Origin of the sequence: Selenomonas sp. oral taxon 478 (genome assembly GCF_001189555.1) — a bacterium.
Classification (GTDB): domain Bacteria; phylum Bacillota; class Negativicutes; order Selenomonadales; family Selenomonadaceae; genus Centipeda; species Centipeda felix.
Genome location: NZ_CP012071.1, coordinates 53599 through 66897, shown reverse-complemented (window position 1 = coordinate 66897; position 13299 = coordinate 53599). Strand labels below are relative to the sequence as shown.

General features: G+C 56.9%; 12 protein-coding genes. All 12 read left to right on the top strand.

Going from position 1 to position 13299, the window contains the following annotated elements; genetic code table 11:
• The first annotated feature begins 36 nt into the window (after nt 1-36).
• The 12 genes from ADJ74_RS00370 (at nt 37) to ADJ74_RS00315 (ending at nt 13243) form a co-directional block, all read left to right on the top strand.
• A complete protein-coding gene (locus tag ADJ74_RS00370) occupies nt 37-825 on the top strand; it encodes an enoyl-CoA hydratase/isomerase family protein (protein ID WP_050341009.1) in 789 nt (262 codons plus the stop codon).
• Nucleotides 826-1231: 406 nt separating this feature from the next.
• On the top strand, nt 1232-4759 hold the full coding sequence (gene nifJ / locus ADJ74_RS00365; RefSeq protein ID WP_050341007.1) for a pyruvate:ferredoxin (flavodoxin) oxidoreductase: 3528 nt from the start codon (nt 1232-1234) through the stop codon (nt 4757-4759).
• Nucleotides 4760-4951: 192 nt separating this feature from the next.
• Nucleotides 4952-6271, top strand: coding sequence for a dicarboxylate/amino acid:cation symporter (locus ADJ74_RS00360; protein ID WP_050341005.1), 1320 nt, complete (start codon nt 4952-4954; stop codon nt 6269-6271).
• Nucleotides 6272-6300: 29 nt separating this feature from the next.
• Nucleotides 6301-7089, top strand: a complete 789-nt coding sequence (locus ADJ74_RS00355; protein WP_371257526.1) for an NYN domain-containing protein — start codon at nt 6301-6303, stop codon at nt 7087-7089.
• Between the two features lie 225 nt (nt 7090-7314).
• The gene (locus ADJ74_RS00350) at nt 7315-7788 is read left to right on the top strand and encodes a hypothetical protein (protein ID WP_009442404.1); all 474 of its coding nucleotides are present in this window, start codon (nt 7315-7317) and stop codon (nt 7786-7788) included.
• 20 nt (nt 7789-7808) lie between these two features.
• Nucleotides 7809-8444 (top strand): hypothetical protein, encoded by a 636-nt coding sequence (locus ADJ74_RS00345; RefSeq protein ID WP_050344133.1) that lies wholly within the window; start codon nt 7809-7811, stop codon nt 8442-8444.
• 127 nt (nt 8445-8571) lie between these two features.
• Nucleotides 8572-8844 carry an ACT domain-containing protein gene (locus ADJ74_RS00340; protein ID WP_009442401.1) on the top strand — a complete coding sequence of 91 codons (273 nt, stop codon included), beginning with the start codon at nt 8572-8574 and terminating at the stop codon, nt 8842-8844.
• Nucleotides 8845-8859: 15 nt separating this feature from the next.
• Nucleotides 8860-10221: a PFL family protein gene (locus ADJ74_RS00335; RefSeq protein ID WP_009442400.1), complete on the top strand. Its 1362-nt coding sequence runs from the start codon at nt 8860-8862 to the stop codon at nt 10219-10221.
• A complete protein-coding gene (nth, locus tag ADJ74_RS00330) occupies nt 10221-10853 on the top strand; it encodes an endonuclease III (RefSeq protein ID WP_050341001.1) in 633 nt (210 codons plus the stop codon). The genes ADJ74_RS00335 and nth overlap by 1 nt, the downstream gene beginning before the upstream one ends.
• A gap of 27 nt (nt 10854-10880) precedes the next feature.
• Nucleotides 10881-11330: an N-acetyltransferase gene (locus ADJ74_RS00325; RefSeq protein ID WP_050340999.1), complete on the top strand. Its 450-nt coding sequence runs from the start codon at nt 10881-10883 to the stop codon at nt 11328-11330.
• A gap of 12 nt (nt 11331-11342) precedes the next feature.
• Nucleotides 11343-12356: a 3-deoxy-7-phosphoheptulonate synthase gene (gene aroF / locus ADJ74_RS00320; protein ID WP_050340997.1), complete on the top strand. Its 1014-nt coding sequence runs from the start codon at nt 11343-11345 to the stop codon at nt 12354-12356.
• Nucleotides 12353-13243, top strand: coding sequence for a prephenate dehydrogenase/arogenate dehydrogenase family protein (locus ADJ74_RS00315; RefSeq protein WP_050340995.1), 891 nt, complete (start codon nt 12353-12355; stop codon nt 13241-13243). Before aroF ends, ADJ74_RS00315 begins: the two co-directional genes overlap by 4 nt.
• Nucleotides 13244-13299 lie beyond the last annotated feature (56 nt).

Genomic DNA, 13299 nt, shown 5'->3' with positions numbered 1-13299 from the left:
ACATCGTCCTTTGTGTATTCCGATAGGAGGTTTCCCATGTATCAGCATATAAAGCAATCCATTCAGGATGGTATCGCGCAGATCGTTATGGATCGTCCGGCGTCAAACAACGCACTGGACGCGCAGATGTTTCGCGATTTGATTGCGGCTGTGGAGCATTGTGATGCGGACGAAGCGGTGAAGGTGATCATCCTCACGGGTGCGGGCAAGAATTTCTCCGCAGGCGGCGACATCAAGGAGATGGCGACCTTTGAATTCATCAGCTATGAACTCTCCATGCTGACGGGGCAGGCGTCGCTTGCTCTGCGAAAGTGCCGAAAACCTGTGATCGCGATGGTGAACGGCACAGCGGCGGGCGCGGGCTGTGGGCTCGCGCTCGGTGCAGATTTTCGTATCATGACGGAAGGGAGCTGCCTGCTCACGGCGTTCTCGAACGTCGCCCTGCCCGGGGACACGGGCTGCATCTACCACCTGCATCAGATTGTCGGCCTTGCGAAGACGATTGAGCTCATGGCACTGAGTACCCCTGTCTTTGGTGAGGAGGCTCTGCGCCTCAGACTGGCAACGCGAATCGCCCCCGAGGGGAAACTGGAGGAGGAAACGCGTGCCTTTGCCATACAGCTCCTACGCCGTCCTCTTGATGCCATCGCCATGCAGAAACAGCTTTACTATGAGGTTTTTTACCGCGACTATATGGCATACAGCCGCATCGAGGCGGAAAATCTCGGGAAGGCGGGGGCCTCTCCTGATCATCGTGAGGCTGTGACGGCTTTCTTGGAAAGACGCGAACCGAGCTTTAATCAGAAGGAAACAGGAACGAAATAGGGCGTTCGGATGCTTGCATCATAAAAAACAATGATAGAACACCGTAATATCGGAGATACAAAGCACCTGTCTTGTTTACAAGGCGGGTGTTCCGTTGTATAATAAACGGAAAGTATAGAATTGATACTTCTCCATAGATATTGTTTCTCGTTCGACGGAGGGGAAGAAATTCTTTGCTCATGTGTATATATTTTAATATTCGATGAAGTGCAGAAGCATTTCTAGGGAATCGCTGATAAAACAGTCTCTCAGATTGCCGTAGATTTTTTGTCCGATTGAGACAGCAAACCGGACGCATAGCGAGAGCTATGTCGAGGATTTGCTAACGATAAGCGGGCGAAAAAGATGCGTCAAGATGGTCGTGCCGAATTTATCGGCGCTTCTCTAAAGAGAGGAGAGCAGTACTATGGCAAAAAAGATGAAGACGATGGACGGAAATACCGCCGCGGGCTATATTTCCTATGCCTTTACGGACGTGGCAGCGATCTATCCGATCACGCCCTCGTCGCCGATGGCGGAGTATGTCGACAGCCTTGCTGCCAAAGGAATGAAAAATATCTTTGGACAGAAGCTGCGTCTGATTGAGATGCAGTCGGAGGCCGGTGCTGCAGGTGCTGTCCACGGGTCTCTGCAGGCGGGTGCGCTGACGACGACCTACACAGCATCGCAGGGGCTTCTGCTGATGATCCCCAATATGTATAAAATTGCAGGTGAGCTGCTGCCGGGCGTGTTCCACGTCAGTGCACGCGCCATTGCCGCCTCCTCGCTGAACATTTTCGGCGACCATCAGGATGTCATGGCAGCGCGTCAGACAGGTGTTGCCATGCTCGCCGAGTCGAGCGTGCAGGAGGTCATGGATCTCTCTGCAGTAGCGCATCTCGTCGCCATCAAGGGACGTGTGCCGTTCATCAACTTCTTTGACGGATTCCGCACCTCGCATGAGATCCAGAAGATCGAGGTCGTGGACTATGCTGACCTCGCGAAGATCCTCGACTGGGATGCCGTTGAGGCGTTCCGCCGCCGTGCGCTCAACCCGGATCATCCGGTGGTGCGCGGCACGGCACAGAACCCTGATATCTACTTCCAGGGGCGTGAGGCGGTCAACCGTTACTATGATGCCATTCCTTCCCTCGTTGAGGAAGCAATGGCACAGATGGCAAAGATCACAGGCCGTGAGCACCATCTCTTTGACTACTACGGCGCACCTGATGCGGACCGCATCATCATTGCGATGGGCTCGGTCTGCCAGACGGCGGAGGAGGTCGCAGAGTATCTCAATGCACAGGGCGAGAAGGTCGGACTGCTGTCCGTTCATCTCTATCGTCCGTTCTCCGTCGAGCATTTCTTCAAGTATCTCCCGAAAACGGTGAAGAAGGTTGCTGTCCTCGACCGCACGAAGGAGCCGGGTGCCCTCGGCGAGCCGCTCTACCTCGATGTCAAGGCGGCGTACTATGGCTCAGGCATGGATCCCGTCATCGTCGGCGGCCGCTATGGTCTCGGCGGCAAGGATACGACGCCGGATCAGATTTTCGGCGTCTACGAGGAGCTGAAGAAGGACGAGCCGATGCACGGCTTTACGCTCGGCATCGTCGATGATGTGACGAACCGCAGCCTGAAGCCCGCACACAGCGATGTCAACCTCACGAAGGAGGGGACGACGGCGTGCAAGTTCTGGGGACTCGGCTCGGACGGCACGGTCGGCGCGAACAAGAGCGCGATCAAGATCATCGGCGACAAGACGGATATGTATGCGCAGGCATACTTTGCCTACGACTCGAAGAAGTCGGGCGGCATCACGATGAGTCACCTGCGCTTTGGCAAGTCGCCGATCATCAGCCCGTATCTCATCAACCGTGCGGACTTTATCTCCTGTTCGCAGCAGTCCTATGTACGTCAGTATGACCTGCTCGCAGGACTCAGAAAGGGCGGCACGTTCCTGCTCAATACGTTCTGGTCGGATGAGCAGCTGGATACGCATCTGCCCGCATCAATGCGCCGCTTTATCGCACGCAACGACATCCAGTTCTATACGGTGGACGCCGTTCACATCGCGCGTGAGCTCGGACTCGGCGGACGCTTCAACATGGTCATGCAGTCCGCGTTCTTCAAGCTCGCCAACATCATTCCGCTCGACGATGCAGTCAAGTATCTCAAGGATGCGGTTGTCACCTCCTACGGCAGCAAGGGCGAGAAGGTCGTCAACATGAACAATGGTGCGATCGACAAGGGCATCGAGGCGCTGCACCGCGTCAATGTTCCTGATGCGTGGAAGGATGCTGTGGACGAAGAGGTGCCGGTCAACGAGAAGACGCCTGCATTCATCACGAACGTCCAGAATGTCATGAATCGTCAGGAGGGCGACAAGCTCAAGATCTCCGAGATCCTCAGCATGGAGGACGGTACGTTCCCCGTGGGCGGTACAGCCTATGAGAAGCGCGGCACGGCGATCTCTGTCCCCGTATGGCGCCCTGAGAAGTGTATTCAGTGCAACCAGTGCTCCTTTGTTTGTCCGCATGCGACGATTCGTCCGATCCTGACGACGGACGAGGAGCTTGCGGCAGCACCTGAGGGGATGCAGTCTGTGAAGTCGCGTCCCGCAAAGGGAATGAACCTCACCATCGCCGTCTCGACACTTGACTGCCTTGGCTGCGGCAACTGTGCACAGGTCTGCCCGGGCAAGGCACTTGATATGACCCTGCTCGATGACAAGCTCCGCGATGCGCAGAAGTACTTTGACTACGGTGTCGATACGACGAAGGTCGCGGTCAAGAATGTCCCGATGAAGAAGACAACGCTGATCGGCTCGCAGTTCGAGCAGCCGCTCTTTGAATTCTCGGGGGCGTGCGCAGGCTGCGGTGAGACACCGTATGCCAAGCTCATCACGCAGCTCTTTGGAGACCGCATGATGATCGCCAATGCAACGGGCTGCTCCTCCATTTGGGGCGCCAGTGCACCTGCCATTCCGTACACGAAAAACCAGAAGGGCTGCGGTCCTGCATGGGCGAACTCCCTGTTCGAGGACAACGCAGAGTATGGTCTCGGTATGCTGCTCGGCACAAAGTCGGTACGTGAGTCGCTCGCTGCCGCTGTGACGGAGGCACTGGAGGCCAAGAAGGGCTCGGCGGAGCTCCAGGCGGCGATGCAGCTCTGGCTCGAAAAGCGCAACAGCGGTGAGGGAACGCGCGACCGCGCCGACCTCCTGCGCGAGCTGCTCGAGAAGGAGAAGGGGACGGACGAGCTCCTCTGCCGCATCTACAGTGACAACGACTACTTTGTCAAGCGTTCGCAGTGGGTCTTCGGCGGTGACGGCTGGGCATACGACATCGGCTACGGCGGTGTGGATCACGTGCTCGCCTCGGGCGAAGACATCAACATCATGGTCTTTGACACGGAGGTTTACTCCAATACGGGCGGTCAGGCGTCGAAGTCCACGCCGGCGGCGGCGATTGCAGAGTTTGCTGCAACGGGCAAGAAGACGAAGAAGAAGGATCTCGGCATGATGGCGATGTCCTATGGCTACGTCTACGTTGCCCAGATCGACATGGGCGCCGATCAGAATCAGGTGCTCAAGGCGATCAGCGAGGCGGAGGCATATCCGGGCCCCTCGCTCATCATTGCGTACTCGCCGTGCATCAATCACGGCATCCGCAAGGGCATGGGCTGTGCTCAGCTTGAGGGCAAGCTCGCCGTGGAGTGCGGCTACTGGGCGAACTATCGCTACAACCCGCAGCTTATCGAGACAGGCAAGAATCCGTTCAGCCTCGATTCGAAAGAGCCGGACTTCTCGAAGTTCCGTGAGTTCCTGCTGGGTGAGAACCGCTACATCAATCTCCAGCGCAGCTTCCCCGAGGCGGCGGATGCACTCTTTGAGAAGACGCAGAAGGACGCGGAGACGCGCTACAACAACTACAAGAAACTTGCAGGCAAGGCATAAGGACGTACCGGATTTTCTCGTACACTTTGCTGCTCCTGCGGAGAAAAACTGCCGTGCTGTCACGGCAGTTTTTACTTGACATATCATTAACATAGAAATATAATATGCAAACAATGTTTTTGGAGATCGCTGATCTGCTCAGTATCATCTTACCAGCGATTTCTTACATCTTGGGATATGGAGGAATTCTCTATGGCAGATCAACATAAACATACGCCTCATGATGAGGTGGAACAGCAGGCGCAGGCCGCGCTCTCTGCCGCGAAGCTCAGCGGGCAGAAGCGTCAGCTCGCGCTGTGGATCGCGGCACTCATCGTCGGTGGTATTCTTGGCTGGGCGAACGTGCCCGCACTGAACGACCTGTTCAGCTTTATCGCAACCGTCTTTACGCGCCTTTTCCAGTTCGTCGCCGTGCCGACGATTGCTCTTGCCGTCATCACGACGCTTGCCGCGCTTGGGACGAAGCGCGACACGGGGCGCATCTTTGCCCACGCCGTCACCTACACACTGCTGACGACGATCTGTGCGGCGGCGGTCGGACTAGCACTTTTCCTCTGGCTCGCACCTGCGAACCTGCCCGCCGATGTCGTCGGCGCGGGCGCATCGGATGTGCCGGGCAAGCTGGAGGGGCTGTCCTACTACGATCACTTTCTCTCCATCGTGCCGAACAATGTGCTCGCTCCGTTTGTCTCGGGCAACGTCCTCTCGGTCATGCTCGTTGCGGCTGCGGCGGGGCTCGGACTTGCCTTTGCCCCCAAGACGGAGAACCGTGAGATGCTCCTCAAGGGGATTCACGGTCTGCAGGAGCTGCTCTTCACGCTCATTCGCGCGCTGATCACTGTCCTGCCTGTGGGAATTCTCGCCTTTGCCGCACAGCTCGCGGCACAGATCGAGGCGGGTGTCATCATTGGCTCGCTCGGTGTCTATACCGCGGTTGTTATCGGCGGCAATCTGATTCAGTTCTTCGTTGTCATTCCGTTCTTCCTCGCTGTACGCGGCCTGAATCCCGTGCGCGTGTTCCGCCAGATGATGCCGGCGGTCGCGGTCGCTCTCTTTACAAAGAGCTCGGCAGGTACGCTCCCCGTGACACTCGCTTCTGCCGAGCAGCGTCTTAAGGCGCATCCTTCGGTGACACGTTTCGTCCTGCCAATCTGCACGACAATCAACATGAACGGCTGTGCTGCGTTCATTCTCGTGACCTCGCTCTACGTCATGCAGAATGCAGGGATGGAACTCTCGCTCGGCACGATGATCAGCTGGCTCTTTATCGCCGTGCTCGCCGCCGTCGGCAATGCGGGCGTTCCGATGGGCTGCTATTTTCTGACGCTCTCTCTCATGGCGTCGATTGGCGCACCGGTCGGGCTCATGGGGGTCATCCTGCCGATCTACTCGATCATCGATATGATTGAGACGGCGGAAAATGTCTGGTCGGATTCGGCTGTCTGCGCGATCACAAATCACGACCTTGAGGGAACTCTGTCGGACGAGGATGTGCCGGTTCCAAGCGTGTAAGTAAAAATATCATAGAACTGTTCTGCTGCGTGCGGAACAGTTCATTTTTAAAAAGAAGGAATCAGGCGTTCGCAAGTAGAATAAAAGAGGTATGGCAACACAGGAGTGGAGTTTTGCGACACATACAGCAGAGGAGCATCCTCATGAAAATACACGCTTTTATCGATGCAGAGAATATCAGTCAACGCCTGTTTATCGAGGGATGCAGCCGTCTGCAGGAAGATCATGAGCTCGTTCAGATCGATGTATTTGGAAAAGTCTGTCCCAAGTGGGCTGCTGGACACAACTACGTGCGCGCCTTCGTCGGAAAAAATAGTGCCGATACCTTTATGACGGCGGCCATTGTACGTGCAATTTACGAAGAAGCGGAGATCGGCGGGGTCGCCATATTTTCCCATGATCGGGATTTTCTGCCCGCCATCAAGGTAGTGACAGAACATAAGAAGCGCGTTTTTATGGTGGCGGCGCGTCAGATGCGTGAGGAACATCTCAAGCGGCTGGCGATCGACCTCGGACTGATTGACTGCATTGACATTGATCCCATGGGCGTCCACCTCGTATGTCATGCGATGCTTTCGTCCAAAGAGTTGAAAAAGTTGCAGGCGTATGATATGACGACGTGTTTTCTCAAGACACAGAGTGGGCTGCTCGAAGTCCCATTTGCACGCGGGATCGATATGAATCTCTTCTGCCGTCTCATCCCACTCACGGAGATACGGAAAGGGTATGGGAAAACGCGAAAAATGAAGGATATACTCGCCGAGAGTCACCTTTGTGTCCAACAGAATCGGGTGTATATCGACATAGATCGACTCTAAGGAATCACGGATCATCAGAGTTTTCCCGTTATTTACGGGGAAGGGGGACCGCATAAGCGGTATAAAGGGCACAAGAAAAACGGGCGAAAAAGATGCGTCAGGATACTTGTATGGAGTTTATCCGTGCTTCCCTAAGATATGAAAAGCCTCTGAAAGGAAATATTCAGAGGCTTTTCAGCGTTTTATCCTATATTTTTATTAATAACAAAATAAGGAGAGAACGTGATGATTTTTTACAGCAAAATCGCAGGATTGGCTCTTGGCATCAGTTTCCTCGGTATGACCGCTGTGCAGGCGTCGGTGCCGCAGGATGCGCTCGCTGCCGGCGGGATTGCATACGGTGCGTCGGAGAGCTATGTGCGCAGTATTTACGGCGCGCCGCGCGAGGTGGAGACGAAGTATGACTCCATGTACGCGGGCAGTCATGTGACCGAGTGGGAGTACGGCAGCGATTTTGACATCATCTTTGTGGACGGCGTCGTTCGGCAGATTGAGGTCGGTGCGCGCAACGGCATCTATACGCAGGATAACATCACGGTCGGCAGTGATCTGAGTGCACTGATTGCGGCATACGGGCAGCCGGATGTGATCCATGGGGACGACTACATCTACCGCGTGGATGGGGATAACAGCGTCGGTCTTACCTTTGAAATCGAGCACGGCCGCGTTGCCGAGTTCTGCGTGGGCACAATCCGCTGAGGGAGAGATGGTCGGTGAAGATGCGAAAGAACGCAATGTATGCGGGAATTGCCATCGCAGGAGCCGCAGCTGTTCTTACCGCCTATTCTATGTTTCCGGGCTGTGCGGAAGAACCGCAGGACGGTACGCATAGCGGACATGTACCGATTGCACGTGAGTCTGTCAAAAAGACGTTGATGGCGGATGATGCGGCAAAGCGTGAGGCACAGCTGCTTCGCCAGCACCGTACAGAGGAGCAGACCTCGGCCGTTCGGCTGGAACGCAAATCACTGCTCCTCGGCGGCATCGCGTATGGTGCGGGGGACGCAGAGGTACACGCCAGCTATGGAACACCGCAGGAGACGACATCGCAGAAATCCATGCGCTATGCGGGCAAGGATATCGTTGCGTGCAGATATGAGGATGGCCTTCTCGTCGAGACGGTGGACGGTACAGTGCGCATGGTGCGCGTACGGTCGCACAATACCATTGCCTCCGGCAAGGGCGTGCGCATCGGCACGCCCGTCGAGGAGCTGCGGCGTGTCTACGGCGAGCCGAGCATGATTTATGGAAAAGACTACATATATTTCTTCGAGGAGGATCCCACGGTCGGATTTGCCTTCTCCATCACGGACGATCACGTGTCGGAGATGCGGATGGGAGATCTGGGGCTTTGATGCGGCATGAACAGCACGTTGCAGTGTGGTTCATGCCGTATTTGCATTTGACGCTGTCTGCCTTTTTTGATATGATGCAGGGTATATTGCATAGCCCATGCGGGCAAGTGGATGAGGAGTGGCAAAGATGAAGCTGGTTGTAACGATAGTCGGACGGGATCAGGTCGGTATTGTGGCGATGGTGAGCGGGATTCTTGCCGAGCAACGCGTCAACATCATGAATGTGAACCAGAACATCATGGATGGTTTTTTCAACATGGTGATGATAGCCGAGATGCCGGATGATGCAGAGATCAAGCTCAAGGAGCTGCAGGAGATTCTGCGGAAGAAGGGCGAGGAGCAGGGACTCGAGATCAAGGTTCAGCATCAGGAGATTTTCCAGGTCATGCACAAAATTTGAGCAAGGAGCGGCAGATTGATTACATTTGAGAACATCCGTGAAACCAATCGGATGATTACGGAAAACCGCCTCGATGTGCGTACCATTACGATGGGAATCTCCCTGCGGGACTGCGCTCATCCGAATCTCGAGAAGTTCTGCCAGAATGTCTATGAGAAAATCACGCGCTCGGCGGAATATCTCGTTCAGACGGGCGAGGACATCGAGACGGAGTACGGCATCCCCATCATCAATAAGCGCATCTCGGTCACGCCCATCGGGATTGCAGCGGATGCGTGTCAGACGGATTCCTTCGTCCCTGTGGCGGAGGCACTCGACCGCGCGGGCAAGGCGGTCGGGGTCAACTTTATTGGCGGATTTTCGGCACTCGTCGAAAAAGGAATGACGCACGGCGACCGCGTGCTCATCGACTCCATTCCGCAGGCGATGGCAGCGACGGATATTGTCTGCTCGTCGGTCAACATCGGCTCGACAAAGGCGGGCATCAATATGGATGCCGTGCGCGAGATGGGCGATGTGATCAAGCGCACAGCAGAGCTGACGCGCGAGCAGGAGGCTCTTGGCTGCGCCAAGATCGTCGTGTTCTGTAATGCCCCCGGAGATAATCCCTTCATGGCTGGCGCATTCCACGGCGTTGCCGAGGGCGACCGCGTCATCAATGTCGGTGTCAGCGGTCCCGGTGTGGTCAAGCATGCCCTTGAGGATCTGAAGGGCGCGGACTTCACGGAGATCGCCGAGACGATCAAGCGTACGGCGTTCAAGATCACACGCGTGGGACAGCTTGTCGCGCGTGAGGCGTCACGCCGCCTTGGCGTCCCGTTCGGCATCATCGATCTCTCTCTGGCACCGACCTCGGAGGTCGGAGACAGTGTGGCGCGCATCTTGGAGGAGATGGGACTCGAGGCGTGCGGGGCACCCGGTACGACGGCGGCTCTTGCACTCCTCAACGATGCGGTCAAGAAGGGCGGCCTGATGGCAACCTCCCATGTCGGCGGCCTGTCAGGGGCGTTTATTCCCGTCAGCGAGGACGAGGGCATGATCGACGCCGTTCAGCGCGGCAGCCTCTCCATCGAAAAGCTTGAGGCGATGACCTGCGTCTGCTCGGTCGGACTGGATATGATCGCGATTGAGGGCGATACGCCTGCCAGTACGATTGCCGGCATCATTGCGGATGAGGCGGCGATTGGCATGGTGAACAACAAGACGACAGCGGTGCGCGTCATTCCCGTGCCCGGGAAAAAGGTGGGGGAGACAGTCTCCTTCGGGGGGCTCCTAGGCTACTCGCCCATCGTTCCCGTCCGCAGCGCCTTCAGTTCGGCGGCCTTCATTGCACGCGGCGGGCGCATCCCAGCGCCGACGCGCGCTCTGACAAACTGATGCGCGTCACGAAGGCAGTTAAGGCAGAGCAGCTGCGCATTCTGCGGTCCCTCTATCCAAATGCAAAGCCCGCGCTCACATTTCAGACGCCGTTCGAGCTCCTCATTGCGGTGATTCTTTCGGCACAGTGTACGGATGCGCGCGTCAATGTGGTGACGGGGCGACTCTTTCCAAAGGCAAATACGCCTGCTGCGATTGCCGCGCTCGGGCAGACTGCTCTCGAGGCGGAGATTCATGACTGTGGATTTTTCCGTATGAAGGCGAAGCATATTATAGAGACCTGTCATATCCTGCTGGATGACTACGGCGGCGCGGTGCCGGCGGACTTTGAGGCGTTGCAGAAGCTCCCGGGCGTCGGACGCAAGACAGCGAATGTCGTGATGAGCGTTGCCTTTCATACGCCTGCCATCGCCGTGGATACACATGTATTCCGCGTGGCGAATCGTCTGCGCCTTGCGGTGGGGACGACACCGCTCGAGGTGGAGAAGGGGCTGCAGAAGGCGATTCCGCGCGCGGATTGGAGTGACGCACATCATTGGCTGATCCTGCACGGCAGGCAGGTCTGCAAGGCACGCAAGCCGCTCTGCGATACGTGTGCACTCGCAGCGGTCTGTCCGAGCAGCACGGCATAGGATACGGGGGAGAGAGGAGGTATATGCGTGATCTATCGCAAGGCAAAATTTGACGATGTTGAGCCCATTTATCAGCTCGTGCGGGATTATGCGGCGCAGGGGGATATGCTGCCGCGCTCGCGCAATACGCTCTATGAGAACCTGCGCGATATTGTTGTCGCTGAGGAGAACGGCACTGTCGTCGGTGTCGGGGCGCTGCGCATCATGTGGGATCGTCTCGCCGAAGTGTGCATGATGGCGATTGCACCGACGCATATACGACAGGGGATCGGCGCAGAGATCGTGCGCCGCCTCCTCGACGAGGGGGATGCACTCGGCATTGAGAAGGTTTTTACCCTTACCTACAAGCCGGCATTTTTTGAGACCCTAGGCTTCCTCCGCATCAGCAGGGAGGAGCTGCCGCAGAAAGTTTGGAAGGAATGCATCGACTGCCCCAAGTATCCGAACTGTGATGAAATCGCCATGATAAAGGTATGACGGAGGTACACTATGATCGTCGTTATGAACGCAGGAGCTACGCAGGAGAACATCGACCATGTGATCGCCAAGATTGAGCAGGCAGGACTGCGCACGCATCTCTCGAAGGGAGAGGATCGTGTCATCATCGGTGTGATCGGGGACAAGCAGCTCATCTCGAGGCTCGAAATGAATATGATGGAGGGCGTCGAAAAGACGGTGCGCATCACGGAGAAGTACAAACTCGTTAGCCGTGAGTTCCACCCCGAGAGCAGCATCGTCTACGTGTCGGGCTTCCCTGTCGGCGGTGAGCAGCTGGCGATCATGGCGGGACCGTGCTCCGTCGAGAGCTACGATCAGGTCTATGATGCTGCGGTCAAAGTCAAGGCGGCGGGGGCACAATTCCTGCGCGGCGGCGCGTTCAAGCCACGTACGAGCCCGTACGACTTTCAGGGGCTCGGCGAGGAGGGGCTGAAGATCCTGCGCGATGTCGCGGATAAGACGGGGCTCCGCGTTGTGACGGAGGTCGTGGACAAGGACGACATCGGACTCGTCTCGGAGTATGCCGATCTCCTGCAGGTCGGTGCGCGCAATATGCAGAACTTCCAGATGCTCAAGGCACTTGGCAAGACGCAGAAGCCTGTGCTCTTCAAGCGCGGGCTCTCCGCGACGATCAGCGAGTGGCTGAACGCGGCGGAGTACATTGCGGCAGGCGGCAACGAGAACATCATCTTCTGTGAGCGCGGCATCCGTACGTATGAGACCTATACGCGCAATACGATGGATCTCAACGCGATCGCAGCACTCAAAGAGCTGACGCATTTTCCCGTCATTGCTGACCCCAGTCACGGGACGGGACGGTGGCAGATGGTGCGCCCGCTGGCGCGTGCCTCCGTCGCCGTCGGCGCGGACGGGCTCATCATCGAGGTGCACTGCCGTCCCGAGCTGGCACTGTCCGATGGCGATCAGAGCTTGATCCCGCGCAACTTTGAGATGCTGATGGATGAGGTGCGGCAGATCGCTCCTGCCGTCGGGCGGCGCGCATGACGCGGACGAAGCTTGCCATCATCGGCGTCGGACTGATCGGCGGCTCACTCGGGCTGTGCCTCAAAGAGGCTCTCGGTGACGAGATCTACATTACAGGGCTCTGCCGTTCGGAGCAGTCCATGCGCGCTGCGATGGACTGCGGTGCAGTGGACTATGCAGGGGCGGATCTGGCGAAGGTGGTCGGGGATGCGGACATCGTGTACCTCAGTCCACCCGTCCTCCAGATTGTTCCGATGGTACAGCGGATCCTGCCGTATCTGAAGCGCGGTGCGATCCTGACGGATGCAGGCAGTACGAAGGGCGAGCTCTATCGGCAGCTGCATGAGATCCTGCCGGCGGAAATCTACTATATCCCGGGACATCCGATGACGGGACGCGAAAAGAGCGGCGTTGCGGCGGCGACGAAGGATCTCTTTGCCCATAAGGCGTACGTCATCATCGATGATCCGGCCGTCCCGCAGGAGGTCAAGGAGCGTCTGATGGATGTTCTGCGCCTCACCCGTGCTCGATTTACGACACTTGATCTCGCACAGCACGACCGCTGTGCCGCGGTCATCAGCCATGTGCCGCATCTCGCGGCGGCAGCTCTCGTCACCCTCCTCAACCGCAGCGGGGATGATCTCTCCTCCTGCCTGAAGCTCATCGGCGGCGGGTTCAAGGACACGACGCGCATCGCCTCCTCGAATGCCGATATGTGGGCGGACATCTGCATGACGAACGCGGAGGCGATCACGGATGCCCTGCGCGAGCTGCAGACGATCATGGGGGAGGTCATCACGGCCATTGATGCAGGAGATCGACAGGCGATCCACGACTATTTTTCCGCTTCGAAGGCACGCCGTGACAGTATCCTCCACGATGCAGAGCAGAAATTTGATACTAATTAGTGGAAAATCTTCTCTTACCCCTTTTTTTTAGAACGTATATATGCTATGATATCAAT

Bases quoted from the DNA above. Each gene is read 5' to 3' on its own strand.
- aroF (WP_050340997.1), top strand. From the start codon at position 11,343: ATGATCGTCGTTATGAACGCAGGAGCTACGCAGGAGAACATCGACCAT.
- ADJ74_RS00315 (WP_050340995.1), top strand. From the start codon at position 12,353: ATGACGCGGACGAAGCTTGCCATCATCGGCGTCGGACTGATCGGCGGC.
- ADJ74_RS00350 (WP_009442404.1), top strand. From the start codon at position 7,315: ATGATTTTTTACAGCAAAATCGCAGGATTGGCTCTTGGCATCAGTTTC.
- ADJ74_RS00370 (WP_050341009.1), top strand. From the start codon at position 37: ATGTATCAGCATATAAAGCAATCCATTCAGGATGGTATCGCGCAGATC.
- nifJ (WP_050341007.1), top strand. From the start codon at position 1,232: ATGGCAAAAAAGATGAAGACGATGGACGGAAATACCGCCGCGGGCTAT.
- ADJ74_RS00360 (WP_050341005.1), top strand. From the start codon at position 4,952: ATGGCAGATCAACATAAACATACGCCTCATGATGAGGTGGAACAGCAG.
- ADJ74_RS00340 (WP_009442401.1), top strand. From the start codon at position 8,572: ATGAAGCTGGTTGTAACGATAGTCGGACGGGATCAGGTCGGTATTGTG.
- nth (WP_050341001.1), top strand. From the start codon at position 10,221: ATGCGCGTCACGAAGGCAGTTAAGGCAGAGCAGCTGCGCATTCTGCGG.
- ADJ74_RS00345 (WP_050344133.1), top strand. From the start codon at position 7,809: ATGCGAAAGAACGCAATGTATGCGGGAATTGCCATCGCAGGAGCCGCA.